This window comes from Halpernia sp. GG3 (assembly GCF_052976925.2).
The window spans coordinates 310,719-326,003 of the sequence record NZ_JBRIIR020000010.1 but is presented as its reverse complement, the minus strand read 5'-3'; the positions used below and the strand labels follow the sequence as shown (position 1 = coordinate 326,003).

The window sequence follows — 15,285 nt, the reverse complement described above, 5'->3', positions numbered from 1 at the left end:
TATACACTTAAATCAATTTAGTTTTTAACTTTCTTATTTTGAATGAAAATTAAAATTCCCATTATTGCTAATATGAGCAGCAAAACCACGATGCAATTTATAATTGTTTGCGATATTCCAATTTCTATAAAATTTAAAAATGGATAAGGAAAATAGTTTGAAAGCTTGCCCCTAACTAATACTAAAATTAGATAAATTAGTGGATATAGCAACCAGATTATTAACTGACTAAATTTAGATTTTTCTTTCGGTGAATATATAAACCAGTAAATAAGAACCAATAATGGAATAATTGTATGCAAAAGTTCATCTACAACTCTCTGCATTCCTTTGGGTGACCACAATCCTCTTAAAATCACTTGATAAACAAATCCAACAATTACTATAAAAGTTGTAACAGCAATTAAGCTATTTTTTTGGTTGAAAATTAAAATTTTTTGCGAAAATGAATTTGATATTTTGGCTGTAAAAAATAATGCAACTAAAATATTTGTAAGAATCGTAAAAAAGCTGAAAAAGCGAATAATAGTTTCGGCAATGTCCGCCTGTCTATTTTGAATCATCAAAATAAACTGTGCAATAACTGCAAACCAACATAAAATAAATCCAGAAATTTCGGTTTTTCTTTGCATCAATTTTAATTTTTAAAAAACTACTATTAAAATTTTAAAAATAATTAAATAAAATTGATTTAAAAAATTTACTTCCGCAATTTGACTAATATTTCGAAATTTTAAAAAAGTTTTTACCGTAATTACTTCAGGAAAACTGCAAGTGATTTTATAATGATCAACTACTTAAAACATAAAAAAATCTTTTAAACTTTTCACGCAATTTTGACTAATGCGTAGGAAAAATTTGTATTCTCTTAGAAAATAAAATCATTACAGATATAAAAGCCATTTACAAAGAAATGGCTTTTTTTTAACTTCTATTATTAGTTTTATAAAAAATTACTGCGTTGCAAAATTTAAACAAAAGGTAATTTTACAATCTTTGCGGGGATACTTTTGTTTCTAATTTTTATAAAAATTTCACTATCAACTTTTGTGAAGTCTTTTGTAACATATGCCATACCAATACCTATTTTTTTCATTGGACTCATTGTGCCAGAAGTTACTTTCCCGATTACATTTCCTTTGGAATCTTCGACTTCATAATCATGTCTCGGGATTGCTTTTTCCTGCATTTCAAAAGCAACTAATTTCTTTGTAACACCATTTTCTTTTTGTTGGGCTAAGTATTCTTTATCAACAAAATCTTTATCAAATTTAGTGATCCAACCCAAACCTGCTTCCAAAGGTGAAGTAGAATCATCGATATCATTTCCGTACAGGCAAAATCCTTTTTCTAATCGCAAAGTATCGCGGGACGCCAAACCACAAGGCAAGAGTCCAAATTCTTCGCCTGCTTTGGTTAATGCTTCCCAGATTTCGACGGCATTTTCATTTTTAAAATAAATTTCAAAACCACCACTTCCAGTGTAGCCTGTGTTAGAAATGATAATATCTTCAACGCCAAAAATATTTCCAATTGCGAAATGATAATATGGAATTGCTGCTAAATCTGTTTCTGTTAGTTTTTGTAAAGTTTCAGCGGCTTTTGGCCCTTGGATAGCAATTAACGACATTTCATCAGAAACATTTTTTAAAACTGCGCCGAATTTTTCATTGTATTTTTGAAAATGTGAAAAATCTTTATTAATATTAGAGGCATTCACCACTACAAAATATTTTTCATCTGCGATTTTGTAAACGATTAAATCATCGACTATTCCACCGTTTCCATTAGGTAAACAAGTATATTGTGCTTTTCCGTTTTCTAAATTTTCAATATTATTAGTGCAAGTAAATTGTAAAAGATCTTTGGCGTTTTTACCTTCCACATAAAACTGTCCCATGTGAGAAACATCGAAAATTCCAACTTTTTCTCTTACTGCAAAATGTTCTTCATTAATTCCGGAATACTGAACAGGCATTTCAAACCCTGCGAAATCTACTATTTTTGCGCCTAAAGCAACATGTTTCTCGTACAAAGCTGTTTTGCTCATTTCTATATTTTGTTTTTAAATTTTATAAATGTTCTTTGTATTCTTTTAGAATAATTTTAAACCATTCTGTGAAATTTTCTGCTTTATCACGCATTTCCACTTCAAGATCTTGCATGGTGATATAGCGTATTTCTGAAACTTCATCTTTATTTAAATTAAATTCACCATCAAATTTGCCCACAAAAACGTGGTCTAATTCATGTTCCCATAAATTTTGTCCAACTTCTGCTTTATAAATAAAATAGAATTTTTCCTTTAGAACGGCGTCTATTCCTAATTCTTCTTTTATTCTTCTGCTCGCTGCCTCATGATAAGATTCATTTAATTTTGGATGTGAACATACAGCATTTGTCCATTGTTCTGGAGAATGGTATTTTTCTAAAGCTCTTTTTTGTAAAAGCATTTCACCTTTTTCATTAAATAAAAAAACTGAAAATGCACGGTGTAACAGACCAGTTTGGTGTGCTTTCATTTTCTCCATTTGCCCTATAATTTGGTCTTCAGGCGTTACTAAAACAACTAATTCCTCCATATTTATAAGCATCAAATTTAATAATTTAAAATGAGATAATAATATTTTTCTAAAATTTTGAAAACTATGGTATTAATTTGATTTTTTGGGTTCATTTTCAAACGATTACTTCGCAACAGAATAATTTATTTTGATAAAAAATAATTACTTTTGCACCTTGATAGTAAATTATGGAATTAGATTATACAGAACATTTAAGTCCGTCTTTAAGAGGCGATATTAAAAACTATTTAATAGATATTGACGGTACCATAACCGATGACATACCTAATGAAGAACCTGAAAGAATGGTTACTTGTGAACCTTATTTAGATGCACTTCACACCATAAATAAATGGTATGACGATGGACATCAGATTTGTTTTTTCACTTCTCGCACAGAGGCTTTGAAGCAAATTACAATTGAGTGGTTAGATAAAAATGGTTTTAAATATCACAGTATTCTCTGTGGGAAACCACGTGGAGGAAACTACCATTGGATTGATAATCACTTAGTAAAAGCAACTCGCTATAAAGGAAAGTTTACTAATCTTATTGAGAAAAGTGTAAGTATTGAAGTTTTCGAAGACTGATAATTAAATAAAATAGAAATAATTCATGAAAATATTAGCAAATGACGGTTTAAATCCTTCTGGAATTGAAGCTTTAAAGGAAAAAGGTTTTGAGGTGATAACAGATAATGTACCGCAAGAACTCTTAGTGGAATATATCAATAAAGAGCAAATAAAAACTTTGCTCGTGAGAAGTGCAACTAAAGTTCGTAAAGAACTAATTGACGCTTGTCCCCATTTAGAAATTATTGGCCGTGGTGGAGTAGGAATGGATAATATTGATGTAGATTATGCCCGCTCAAAAGGTCTTCATGTAATAAATACACCTTCATCTTCCTCAGAATCTGTTGCGGAATTAGTGTTTGCACATTTGTTTTCGGGCGCGCGCTTTTTACAGCAATCCAATAGAGGAATGCCCGTAAAAGGAAATAAAGAATTTGCCAAACTGAAAAAATCTTTCGAAGCCGGAATTGAACTTCGTGGAAAAACTCTTGGTATTATTGGAATGGGAAGAATTGGGCAGGAAGTGGCAAAAATAGCTTTGGGTCTCGGTATGAAGGTTGTTGCAGCGGATAATCAAGTAGGTAGAGCAAGTATAAAAGTAAAATTCTACAATAATCAATTTATCAATGTTGACATAGAAACTGAACCTTTGCAGGGCATACTTCAACACGCGGATTTTATTACTTTGCATGTTCCTGCACAGAAAGACGGATTTATGATCGGAGCCGCCGAATTTGATTTAATGAAAGAGGGTGCTGCGATTATCAACTGTTCAAGAGGAGGTGTTATTGATGAAACAGCTCTTTTAGCAGCACTAAATTCTAATAAAATATCATTTGCAGGTTTAGATGTTTTTTTGAACGAACCAACACCATCACAAGAAATTCTAAATCATCCAAAAATTTCTATGACCCCTCACACAGGCGCGTCAACAGAGGAAGCGCAAGACAGAATTGGGATTTCTTTGGCCGAACAAATTGCAAGTATTTTGCATAATCAAAAATAACAGAATAAAAAACTCGGAATTAATTTTTTCCGGGTTTTTTTCTCAATTTACTTTTTTAGAAGATCTCTTATTTCAGTTAATAATTGCTCTTCTTTTGTTGGGCCTGCTGGTGCTAAAATTTCTCTAGGCCCTTTCATTTTATTTATCCCTTTGATTACTAAAAATAGAACAATAGCAATTATTAGGAAGCTAAGTATTGCTGAAAAGAAATTTCCGTACATAACGCCATTCCAAGAAAGCAACTCTATTCTGCTAACTCCGGCAGCTTTTAGCGCTGGATTCAGCAATAAAGGGGTGATTACATCAGCAACGAACGAAGTTACAATTTTGCCAAAAGCGGCTCCAATAATTACCGCAATAGCTAAATCTACTACATTTCCCTTAAATGCAAATTCTTTAAATTCTTTTACAACTCCCATTTTTTCTAATTTTATTGAAAGTAAAAATAAGAAATTATTTGAAATTTTTACAAAAAAAATTATTATAAGTTTTATCTAAAATTTTTATTTTCAAACAGGAATCGGGATTTTTCGTCATTTTAGCTAAAGTTTTGACTACATTTATTATCAGAAAATTTCTGCAACTTCTTAAATTATTATTTAAACTAACTTCTAATATTTGAAATGAAACTTTTTACAAAAAAGCAAATCGAAGCAGCAGAAAAATATACTTGTCTGGAACAATCCATTTCAAAAGTTGATTTAATGGAGCGTGCGGGTGAACAAATATCACAATCAATAACTTCTGATTTTAAAGAATCGGAAAATATTTTTATTTTTTGTGGCAACGGTAATAACGGTGGGGATGGCTTCGTGGCAGCGAGATTACTTCACCATAGATTTTTTAAAGTAAAGGTATTTATTGATTTTAAAAACGAAAAATATTCCGAAGCAGCACAATATAATTTAAGTAAAATTAGAAAAATTGAAGACTTAGAAATTTTTGACTTTTCTGATATCAAAAATTTTAAAATTGAAAAAAGTGACCTTATAATCGATGCTATTTTTGGTATTGGATTGAATAGAAAATTATCAGATGAAAGCGCAGAAATAATTGGAATTTTAAACAAAATAGATGCTGTAAAAATTTCTGTTGATATACCATCGGGCTTACTTGCTGATGAAATGACACCAATCGATTTCCCTGTTTTTAGGGCAGACAACACTTATAGTTTTCAGTTTTGGAAGACGGCATTTCTTTATCCGGAAACAGGTAATTGCTGCGGAGAAATTAAAATTTTAAATATTGGTATTTCTGAACAATGGATTGAGCAAGAGTATGTAGATAGGTTTATTTCTGACGATATTTTGGTGAAATCAATATATAAAAAACGGGAAGATTTTTCTAATAAAGGAACTTTTGGAAATTCAGTTCTTATTGCTGGAAGTTATGGCAAGATTGGCGCCGCTGTTTTAGCGACTAAAGCCTCGCTCAGAAGTGGAAGCGGACTTACATTCACTATCGCGCCAGGATGTGGTTATGCTATTTTACAAAGTTTGGCACCGGAAGCAATGTTCATAAAAGGTGGCGAAAATCATATTACAACAATTGATTTACCAAAAAATGCAGTTTGCGGAATCGGGCCAGGAATAGGAACTGATAAGGAAACCTCAGAAATAGTCTTAAAATTTTTAAAAATTCAAAAGAAACCTTTGGTGATTGACGCAGATGCTTTAAATATTATTTCACAAAATAGGTCAACATTAAATTCAATTCCTGAGAACTCCATCTTAACACCACATCCTAAAGAATTTGCAAGGCTTTTTGGTGAAAGTGAAAATTCTTACGAACAGGCAAAACTAGCACGGAAAATGGCTGCTACTTTAAAAATCATTATTATTTTAAAAGGTCACCATACAAAAGTTTTTACGCCTGATCAAAAGGTATTCTTTAACAACACCGGAAATAGTGGAATGGCCAAAGGTGGCAGTGGAGATGTTCTTACTGGAATTTTAACTGCTCTTTTAAGCGAAAATTACGATCCTGTAAAAGCGGCAATTTTTGGAGTTTGGCTACACGGGAAATCTGGAGACATTTCCGCTTTACAAAACAGCAAAGAGTCGATGTCCCCAACAGATTTAATTAATAATCTTGGAAAGGTTTTTAACAGCTTAAATAACTAATCCCTGCGCAATCTTGCTCTCAAGAGACACAAAACACCTAACTCTTCTCCAGAGAGATTTTCAGTATTTTTCAGCATTTTATCAATCTCTTTTTTGAAATAAGTCATCGTTTCACCATCTGTATAAGCTTCAATTACGCGCGGGTCGATATAAGAACTTCTGGCTACCGCAGGCGTATTACCAAGTTTTTCAGACACTTTTATAATTGCATTTTTAATACGTTTATCAAGTTCTTTTTGATCTTTTTCTTCTAAAGCTCCTAGTTCATCTAATGCGATTGCCGCCATCATTGTGCCGCCCCAAGTTCTAAAATCTTTTGCAGAAAAGTCGTCGCCCATTACTTCATGGATATAAGCATTTAAATCATTGCTATTTACATCAATAATGTTGTCATTTTCATCATAGTATTTGAAAACTTCATAGCCAGGCATTTCATCTAAATCTTTAACTATTTTAGCAATTTTTGTGTCGACGATGTGCCTTTCTTGCTCTTTATGCGATTTCCCGGTGTATGAAAAAATAAGTTCGTCATTATCGATAATCAGGTGTTTGCTCCTAAGTGTAGTTAGGCCATAAGTCTTATTATCCTTGGTGTATCGTGAACTTCCAGGTCTAAAGTAAGCTGCATCCATCAAGCGTAGCATCGTTGCAAGTACTTTCTCACGCGTTAACTTTCGCTTACGCATGTGTTGGCCAGTTACGCGGCGCATGTGCTCAAGATTTTCTGCAAAATTTACAATTCTATCGAATTTTTTAAAGTTTTGCTCCTCTCTGAATTTTGGATTATAGATATATTGTTTTCGGTTTTTTTCGTCTCTACCAGTAACGAATATTTTATCTTCAGGATTTTCAGATATTTTAACGTCCTTCCACGCAGGCGGGATGATTAAAGACTCAATCCACGTTCGGGTTTCATTATTAACGGTTCTCCCATATAAATTTTTATAAGTAAAACCTCTCCCGCAACCTTTTCGAATATACATATTTTAGTATTTTTTTTAATACTATACTAAAAACTATTCCAAAAAGATTTTTTAACCGAAAAAAAATGAAATTATTCTGGTTTGGCAGACTGCTCGGCAGATATTTTATTATGTTTTGAATAGAACATAATCACAACACCCGATATCATAAAAGGAATTGATAAAACCTGTCCGGTATTTAGACCGTAAAAATGAATAAATTCATCGCCCTGAGGTTCTTTTAGAAATTCAACAAAGAATCTAACTGCCCAAAGAATTATAAAAAATAATCCGAAAAGCCAACCCTGCTGATATTTTTTATTAGTGTATCGGTATAAAATCCAAAGCAAAATTGCAAGTAAAAAATAACCACCTGCCTCAAATAATTGTGCAGGATATCTTGGTACGATTGGTCCGTATTCAGAACTTTGTTGTGGAAACAAGACAGCCAATGCAGAACCAGCAGGCGTTGGTTTTCCAATAATTTCAGAATTAAAAAAGTTTCCAATTCTCACGAAAGCACCACCAAGAGCGACCACAATACCAATTCTGTCATATACCCAAAATGGATTTTTCTTAATAATTTTAAAGGAATACCAAAGCGTTGTAAAAATTAAAGCGATGGTTGCACCGTGACTCGCCAAACCAGAGAAACCAGTAAATTCAAACGTTGGTTTTGTTCTAATTGGTAAAAAAACTGACCAAAAATCTTGGTGAAATAATTCTGGCTGATAAAAAATAACATGCCCCATTCTAGCACCGAAAATAGTTCCTAATAATGTCCAAGTGAAAAGCGGTTCTACATATTTCTCATTTACATTGTCAATTTTATAAATTTTACTCATTATGATATAACCTAAACCAAAGGCTAAAATGAACATTAAACTATAAAAATGTAGCGTAACTGGACCAAGATGAAAACCGGTGGAAGGATCCCATGTAAAAACTAAGAATTTGGACATTTTAAATTTATTTTTTTAAATTATATTTATTTGGAACAGGATCATAACCATTTCCACCCCACGGATGACAGCGTAAAATTCTTTTCATACCCAAATAAAAACCATAAAAGAGACCGTGAGTTTTAAGCGATTCTTCCATATAGTGGCTGCAAGTTGGCTCAAATCGGCAATTTTTTGGTAACCACGGTGAAATGGCAAATTGGTAGAATTTTATTAAAACTACCAAAGGGAATGTTAATATTTTATTGAGTGTCACTTTCAAAACACTGCAAAAATAGTTTAAATTATCTTAAATTTGATTCTCTCTATTTATAATTAACTTAATTTTATAATACTTCAGATTTCTTCCAAATGAATTCTAACACGCCACTTGCAGAACTTTTAAGACCTAAAAATTTAGATGAAGTTTTAGGACAGGATCATCTTACCGGAAAAAATGGAACGGTCAGAAAAATGCTGGAAAATGATGCGCTTAATTCATTAATTTTTTGGGGACCGCCGGGAACGGGTAAAACAACTTTAGCAGAAATAATTTCCGAGCAATCTGGCAGAAAATTTTACAAACTTTCTGCCGTTTCGTCTGGCGTAAAAGACGTAAGAGAAGTCATTGAAGATGCAAAAAAACAAAATCTTTTTTCAGGTAAATCACCGATTTTATTTATTGATGAAATTCATAGGTTTAATAAATCTCAGCAAGATTCTTTACTTCACGCCGTAGAAAAAGGTTGGATTGTTTTAATAGGCGCCACAACTGAAAATCCCAGTTTTGAAGTTGTTTCTGCATTACTTTCACGAAGTCAGGTTTATGTTTTAAAATCGCTGACTTATGAAAAATTAGTAGAATTAGCAGAGATTACTTTAAATAAATTTAATGAAATTCATAATAAACAATTTATTTTAAAAGATAAAGAAGCCTTTATACAATATTCTGGTGGCGATGCTCGAAAATTAATAAATTCTATCGAATTGGTTTTAAGTCAATATTTAAATTCAAAAAAAACTGAAATTGATAACGAAGATGTGCTTTCTGTTTTGCAAGAAACGATGGCACTTTATGATAAAAATGGCGAGCAACATTATGATATTATTTCAGCTTTTATAAAATCTATTCGCGGTTCTGATCCAAATGCAGCAGTTTATTGGCTTGCAAGAATGTTAGTTGGCGGTGAAGATGTGAAGTTTATTGCACGCCGACTGCTAATTTTAGCTGCAGAAGATGTAGGTTTAGCCAATCCAAATGCGTTGGTGATTGCCAATAATTGTTTCCAAGCAGTAAATGTGATTGGTAACCCAGAATCCAGAATTATTCTAAGTGAATGCGCGGTTTATTTAGCAGTTTCGCCGAAAAGCAATTCCACTTATAAAGCGATTAATGAAGCCATTTCTATAGTAAAAAAATCGGGAAATTTACCAGTTCCACTGCATCTCAGAAATGCACCTACTAAATTAATGAAAGATTTAGATTACGGCAAAGATTATAAATATGCCCATTCTTACGAAGGAAACTTCGTACAATCTGAGTTTTTACCGGAAGAAATTTCTGCGACAATATTTTACGATCCGGGCAATAATTCTACTGAAAAAAAAATAAAAGAAGATTTAGAAAAAAAGTGGAAAGGAAAGTACAAGTGAAAAGATAAACGTAAAAAATATTTATAAAAACTCAAAACTCCACAATTTAATTTTCGAGTTTATACTCTTTATAATGTCCTAAAAATCTAACTTCTGCGCCGATAGATTGCAATTCTTCTAAAGCATTTTCCGATAAGATTGGGTGCCATTCATTCGCCACATTAATAAAGAAAAAATAATTTCCCAAGCCGGTTTTTAATGTTCTGCTTTCAATTTTGCTTAAATTCATTTGTCGCCATGCAAAGACGGATAAAACCTGATGCAATCCTCCGGCGTGATCTTCCGGCAAAGTGACCATCAAAGACGTTTTTTCTCCTATAAATTTCTGTTTTAATTTTAAAGATTTTTTAGCCAAAGAAATCACTATAAATCGCGTGTGATTTTGTTCAAAATCATGAATATTTTTCTTCAGTATTTTTAAATCGTATAATTTTGCAGCATAAGAATTGGCAATTGCAGCGATTTTTTTATCTGAATTTTCAGAAACATATTTTGCCGCTGCTGCAGTTGAAGAAAAATCTTTCTTATTGCAATCTTTAAAATTTTTGTCTAAAAAATGATAACATTGCGCCAAAGCTTGCGGATGAGAGATGATTGTGTCAAAATCAGTATTATTTTTATTAACCAAAAGATGGTGCGCAATAGGCATAACAACTTCTGCTTCGATTGAAATATTTTTAAAATCATACAGATAATCCAAAGTCATAGAAACGGTTCCCCCAATGGAATTTTCTAATGGTACAACTGCTTTTTCAACTTCACCGTTTTCCACCGTGTTAAAGCAATCTAAAATATTAGAGTGCGGAATTAAGGTTTCATTTTTACAAATTTGAGAAGTTGCAAGTTGGGTAAAACTGGCTTCTGGACCGAGATAAGCGATTTTCATTTAACAAAAATAAAAAAAAGCCGCTTATAAAACGGCTTTAAAATTATTAAATAGATGAAAAAATTATTTCATTTTATTGATAGCACCTTTTACTTTATTTATTTCTGTTAATTGGCTAAGGATTTTCGTGATTTCTTCAGGATGCGCCACTACTATTGGAACACTTGCTTTGGTCATATCCCATGAAAACGTTAGATTGGCTGAGTTTTCAGTTAAATCATCTAACTCAATTTTAAGCCATTCTTGTTTTGCAGCCAATTTTTGAACAGGAACTTTAGTTTCCAAAACATTGAGTTTTGCATTAAAATCATAAGCGCCCCATTGTGTAGAATCTGAATTTAAAATTACCGTCCATTCAGTTGCGGTAGGAATTACAAATAAACCATAAGTTCCGGCTTTTATCATTTTACCACCGAACATGAAATCCTGTCCAAAAGTAATTTTTGTACATGTATTTGCACCGGCGCGCCAAACTTCATTAAAAGGAACTAGTTTTCCGAAAACTTCTCTGCCTTTCACCGCAGGTCTTCCGTAATCCACTTTGATGTTTGAAACCGATAATTGTTGATCCACAGTTTGTCTTGGACTTGCCACAGGAACCGAGTAATTTTGTGCAGAAAGCGATAAACTTAAAGCAAAAAATGTAGAGAATATTAACTTCTTCATAAATTTTTATTTTGCTAAAGATAAGATTTATTTGAGCAAAAATTTCACACCACAATTAAATTTTTTTGTATCGCATTTAAAAAAGAATTGCCTTTTCAAGTTCTAAAAGTTTTTGTTTCCGCCAAATTCCACCACCATAACCGGTTAAAGTTCCATTGCTTCCAATCACGCGGTGACACGGAATGATGATTGATATTTTATTTAATCCGTTTGCATTTGCAACAGCACGAACTTTTTTTGCATCGCCCAAAACTTCAGATTGCTTTTTATAACTCCAGATTTCACCGTATGGAATTTTTTGTAAAACTTGCCAGACAGATTTCTGAAATTCTGTTCCCACAGGCGAAAGTGGAACCGTAAATTCTTTTAATTTTCCTTCAAAATATAATTCTAATTCTTTCTCCAATAATTTAAAATGTGGATTTTCACCAATAATTATTTTTCCATTAAAGGTTTTTGCTAAATCCGTAAATTCGGTTTCCAGACTTTTTCGGTCGGCAAATTCAAGCATACAAATCCCATCTTTTGTCGACGCTGCATACATAATTCCGAGTGGTGTTTCAATTCTTTTTAAATCAATAATATTTTGAGTTTTAGAATTTGTTGGCGAATTTCCAAAGATTTTTTTAAAACTTTCATTAAAGCCACTTAAACTTTCAAAGCCGCTCTCATAAGCAGTTTCCATAATATTTTCACCTTCCTGAATTTTTTTAAAGGCATTATTTAAATTTAATTGCCTTTGAAATGCCTGAAAGGTCATTCCGTGATTCTTCAGAAACCACCGTCTAATAGTTGCTGGATTTAATTCTCTTTTAATTAAATCTGAATCTTTTAATTTCAATTCAGGATTTTCTGAAATTTCATTCAATAATTTTTGAATTTCTTTCGGCGTTGAATCTGAATTTTCTAAAGGTTTGCAAATTTTACATGGTCTGAAACCTTTGTCTAAAGCCTCTTTTGATGTTTCAAAAAACTCGACATTTTCCCTTTTCGGTTTTCTTGCGGTACAGGTTGGCAAACAAAAAATGCCGGTCGTTTTTACCGCCATCCAATAAACGCCCAAAAATTCTGGATTTTTATCTAGTGACGCCTGGTACATAATTTCGTTGGTGAGATTCATAAAAATAATGAAGTAATTTTTTGTTCAATTTAAACTCTTTCAACAGTGCAATTAAAACAACCTGGTTTTGCGTTGTGAATTTGAATATAATCAACAGATCTATTTTCTAAAATCTGGTGTAATTTTTTTTGGAGAAATTTGCCTTCTAATATTTCATTTTCTGTATAAATCATCATATTTTTTTTATCATAAACTCTTAAGGACAATAATCTGTGGTTTAGCATTTTTGGAATTTCATTGATTGAATAATGCACAGTTTTCTTGTTTTTTCTAATAAAAATTGGTCCGTTTGTCTTGTACGGAGAATCTACATTAAGAAAATTATAATTTAATAAATATACTTCTTCGCCAATTTCTGCGTCTTCCAAAGTAACTCTGCAGGGAAAACCGGGAAATTTATTTACTTTCATTATTACCATGTTTTTTTCTGTAAGTTCGTCATCTGATAATTTATTTAGATAAAGAAAATCTAAATTGTTGAGCGCTTTAATTCTAAAATTTTCCATTTTTTTTATTGCAAATTTAAATTTAGGAAGTTATTGTTTGCAACCGAAAAATGGACAGGTAATTTTTCAAGTAAAAAAAAGATCAAATCTGCAAAATCCTCGTTCCCAAAACTTCTGCTTCACCTTTAGAATGCGTCACCATTACAAAAGTAGTTTTTAGTTTTTGATGAATATCTTTCATTAAAATCTGCAACTTGTCCCGGGTTTCACTGTCTAAAGCAGAAAAAGGTTCGTCCATCAACACTATTTTCGGATTGTGCGCAATTGCTCTGATAATACCTACCCGTTGTTTTTGTCCGCCACTTATTTCATCTGGGAATTTATTTAATAAATCTTCATTTAATCCAACTAACGGTAATAATTCTGAAATTTTTTCTTTGCAAAAAGCATCTGTTTTTTTTAACAATTTCAAACAATAGATCATATTCTGAAAAACCGTTAAATGTGTAAAAAGTGAATTACCCTGCAAAACGTAACCCATTTCTAATCTAATACGAATTAAATTTTCTGAACTTAAAACTTCACTATCAACCTTAACCAAACCACTTTGGGGAATTAATAGTCCATTGATAATGCGGAGTAAAGTAGATTTTCCGCTGCCGCTTTCACCCAAAATACAAGTGAAACTTCCACGCTCAAAATCGGTTGAAAAGTTTTCTAATATTTTTTTAGAATTATAACTAAAATCAATATTTTTAAGGGAAATTATTGCTTTGTTTTCCATATTAATTTTGTAAATTTTTAAGGAAATTTCGAGCCACTTCTGCTAGATTTTTTTTCTCAATTTCTACTTCATAATTGAGTTCCTGCATTTTTTCGGTAGAAATTTTCCCCTGAAGTTTTAATAATAATTTTTCAACTTCTGGATATTTCTTTAAAATTTGTTCCCGAATGACAATTCCTGCTTCATAATTTGGAAAGTAATTTTTATCATCTTTTAATACTTGTAAATTTAAATTTTTAATTTGTGCATCAGTCGTGAAAACGTCGACTGCATTTATTTTTGCCTCTTCAAAGGCTTTGTAACGAAGATTAATATCCATTTCTTCTAATTTTTTAAATTTAAATGGATAGATTTTTTTTAAACCTGGAAAAGCATCGCTTCTTTCAAAAAAATCGAATTCAGCGCCGAAAGTAAATTTTTGACTTTGAATTGCGAGGTCTGAATAAGTTGAAATATTTTCAGGATTTTTTTTTGAAATCGCTAAACCGTAAGTATTATTAAAACCTAAAAGTCCGAGCCATTTTAATTTAAATTTTTCTTGATAGATTTTATTTAAATCATTATAATTAATTAAATGGTTTTGGGGTAATTTTTCCTTTAATACATTAAGCCACGCCGTTCCGGTATATTCTACGTAAACATCCAAATCACCTGAAAGCATCGCTGGTTGTATAGTAGTTGTTCCACCACCAATTCCAAATTTACGGGTCACCTTAATATCTGTTTTATTTTCAATTTCTTGTGCGATTATTTCGCCTAAAATAAATTGTTCACTAGTTGGTTTGGAAGCAACAACAATCGTTTTAGCACTATTTAAACTAAAAGGATTTATATAAATTATAGCCAAAACTGAACAAATCAAAACAAATATACTCGGGAAAATAATTCTATTCTTTTGTTTATTAGTCGCATTTTTTGAAATTAATCTTTGAAAACTATTGTCTTTCTCAAATGTTGCGATCCAATGATCACCAAGAATTGCAAATAAAGAAATCCCCAGTGAACCTGCGACAATTAATCCTGTATTCATTGTGTTTAATCCGCGGAAAATGGCTTGACCCAAACCGCCTGCGCCAATTAATGCCGCCAAACCCGCCAAAGCAACGATCATTACAACAGTAATTCTTAAACCCGACAATATTGAAGGCAAAGCGAGTGGAAAATAAATTTTTTTAAACACTTGAACTTGGGTGGAACCCAAACCTTGCGCGGCTTCTACTAATTGTGATGGCACTTCCTTTAAGCCTGTATAAACGCTTCTAACAATTGGAAGTAAGCCATATAAAATTAATACAATTAGAGCATTATTTAAACCGATTCCAACTAATGGAATTAATAAACCAAACATGGCAATCGATGGAATTGTGTAGAGAAAATTAATTAATGGTAAAATAATTTTTCGACTTTTAGCGGAATAAAACGCAAAAATACCAAGTAAAATCCCCAAGAAAGTAACCGCCAAAAGTGAACCTAAAGAGAGAAGAAGGTGTTCTGCTAAAAGATTAAGAAAATAAAATCTGCGTTCCCAAAGATTCATTAAAAATATTTTGAGACAAGGTAAA

The 15,285-nt window shown here is 31.9% G+C and carries 17 protein-coding genes; 4 read left to right on the top strand and 13 right to left on the bottom strand.

Annotation, left to right across the window (positions count from 1 at the left end; genetic code table 11):
• Nucleotides 1–17: 17 nt before the first annotated feature.
• The 3 genes from ACVBED_RS05900 to idi form a co-directional block, all read right to left on the bottom strand.
• Complete coding sequence (locus tag ACVBED_RS05900; protein WP_447119328.1) at nucleotides 18–632, bottom strand: Pr6Pr family membrane protein; 615 nt, start codon at nucleotides 630–632, stop codon at nucleotides 18–20.
• 338 nt (nucleotides 633–970) lie between these two features.
• Nucleotides 971–2,050 (bottom strand): glycine cleavage system aminomethyltransferase GcvT, encoded by a 1,080-nt coding sequence (gcvT, locus tag ACVBED_RS05895; protein ID WP_447119326.1) that lies wholly within the window; start codon nucleotides 2,048–2,050, stop codon nucleotides 971–973.
• 22 nt (nucleotides 2,051–2,072) lie between these two features.
• Entirely contained in the window at nucleotides 2,073–2,582 is a 510-nt protein-coding gene (gene idi / locus ACVBED_RS05890; protein ID WP_447119324.1) for an isopentenyl-diphosphate Delta-isomerase, read from the bottom strand.
• Between the two features lie 170 nt (nucleotides 2,583–2,752).
• Here idi and ACVBED_RS05885 point away from each other — a divergent pair, with 170 nt between their 5' ends.
• Nucleotides 2,753–3,154, top strand: coding sequence for an LNS2 domain-containing protein (locus ACVBED_RS05885; protein WP_447119322.1), 402 nt, complete (start codon nucleotides 2,753–2,755; stop codon nucleotides 3,152–3,154).
• A gap of 25 nt (nucleotides 3,155–3,179) precedes the next feature.
• The gene (locus tag ACVBED_RS05880; protein WP_473094664.1) at nucleotides 3,180–4,142 is read left to right on the top strand and encodes a D-2-hydroxyacid dehydrogenase; all 963 of its coding nucleotides are present in this window, start codon (nucleotides 3,180–3,182) and stop codon (nucleotides 4,140–4,142) included.
• A 47-nt stretch (nucleotides 4,143–4,189) separates the two neighbouring features.
• Here ACVBED_RS05880 and mscL read toward each other — a convergent pair whose 3' ends face one another.
• Entirely contained in the window at nucleotides 4,190–4,561 is a 372-nt protein-coding gene (gene mscL, locus ACVBED_RS05875; protein ID WP_473094663.1) for a large conductance mechanosensitive channel protein MscL, read from the bottom strand.
• A gap of 204 nt (nucleotides 4,562–4,765) precedes the next feature.
• Here mscL and ACVBED_RS05870 point away from each other — a divergent pair, with 204 nt between their 5' ends.
• The gene (locus tag ACVBED_RS05870; RefSeq protein WP_447119320.1) at nucleotides 4,766–6,265 is read left to right on the top strand and encodes an NAD(P)H-hydrate dehydratase; all 1,500 of its coding nucleotides are present in this window, start codon (nucleotides 4,766–4,768) and stop codon (nucleotides 6,263–6,265) included.
• On the opposite strand, the gene ACVBED_RS05865 is transcribed toward ACVBED_RS05870, so the two are convergent.
• The 3 genes from ACVBED_RS05865 to yidD form a co-directional block, all read right to left on the bottom strand.
• Nucleotides 6,262–7,248 (bottom strand): DNA topoisomerase IB, encoded by a 987-nt coding sequence (locus ACVBED_RS05865; RefSeq protein ID WP_447119318.1) that lies wholly within the window; start codon nucleotides 7,246–7,248, stop codon nucleotides 6,262–6,264. The genes ACVBED_RS05870 and ACVBED_RS05865 overlap by 4 nt on opposite strands.
• Nucleotides 7,249–7,319: 71 nt before the next feature.
• Nucleotides 7,320–8,189, bottom strand: a complete 870-nt coding sequence (lgt, locus tag ACVBED_RS05860; protein WP_447119316.1) for a prolipoprotein diacylglyceryl transferase — start codon at nucleotides 8,187–8,189, stop codon at nucleotides 7,320–7,322.
• Between the two features lie 7 nt (nucleotides 8,190–8,196).
• Nucleotides 8,197–8,451, bottom strand: a complete 255-nt coding sequence (gene yidD / locus ACVBED_RS05855; RefSeq protein ID WP_447119314.1) for a membrane protein insertion efficiency factor YidD — start codon at nucleotides 8,449–8,451, stop codon at nucleotides 8,197–8,199.
• 89 nt (nucleotides 8,452–8,540) lie between these two features.
• On the opposite strand from yidD, the gene ACVBED_RS05850 reads away from it, so the two are divergent.
• Nucleotides 8,541–9,821 (top strand): replication-associated recombination protein A, encoded by a 1,281-nt coding sequence (locus tag ACVBED_RS05850; protein WP_447119312.1) that lies wholly within the window; start codon nucleotides 8,541–8,543, stop codon nucleotides 9,819–9,821.
• A gap of 46 nt (nucleotides 9,822–9,867) precedes the next feature.
• Here ACVBED_RS05850 and pheA read toward each other — a convergent pair whose 3' ends face one another.
• The 6 genes from pheA to ACVBED_RS05820 all read right to left on the bottom strand — a co-directional run bounded on the left by pheA (nucleotide 9,868) and on the right by ACVBED_RS05820 (nucleotide 15,260).
• Complete coding sequence (pheA, locus tag ACVBED_RS05845; protein ID WP_447119310.1) at nucleotides 9,868–10,707, bottom strand: prephenate dehydratase; 840 nt, start codon at nucleotides 10,705–10,707, stop codon at nucleotides 9,868–9,870.
• Between the two features lie 63 nt (nucleotides 10,708–10,770).
• Nucleotides 10,771–11,373 carry a DUF2911 domain-containing protein gene (locus ACVBED_RS05840; protein ID WP_447119308.1) on the bottom strand — a complete coding sequence of 201 codons (603 nt, stop codon included), beginning with the start codon at nucleotides 11,371–11,373 and terminating at the stop codon, nucleotides 10,771–10,773.
• Nucleotides 11,374–11,449: 76 nt separating this feature from the next.
• A complete protein-coding gene (locus ACVBED_RS05835) occupies nucleotides 11,450–12,493 on the bottom strand; it encodes a bifunctional transcriptional activator/DNA repair enzyme AdaA (RefSeq protein WP_447119306.1) in 1,044 nt (347 codons plus the stop codon).
• Nucleotides 12,494–12,522: 29 nt separating this feature from the next.
• Complete coding sequence (locus ACVBED_RS05830) at nucleotides 12,523–12,999, bottom strand: DUF1203 domain-containing protein (protein WP_447119305.1); 477 nt, start codon at nucleotides 12,997–12,999, stop codon at nucleotides 12,523–12,525.
• Nucleotides 13,000–13,081: 82 nt separating this feature from the next.
• A complete protein-coding gene (locus ACVBED_RS05825; protein ID WP_447119303.1) occupies nucleotides 13,082–13,723 on the bottom strand; it encodes an ABC transporter ATP-binding protein in 642 nt (213 codons plus the stop codon).
• Between the two features lies 1 nt (nucleotide 13,724).
• Nucleotides 13,725–15,260 carry an ABC transporter permease/substrate-binding protein gene (locus ACVBED_RS05820; RefSeq protein ID WP_473094662.1) on the bottom strand — a complete coding sequence of 512 codons (1,536 nt, stop codon included), beginning with the start codon at nucleotides 15,258–15,260 and terminating at the stop codon, nucleotides 13,725–13,727.
• Between the last annotated feature and the right edge of the window lie 25 nt (nucleotides 15,261–15,285).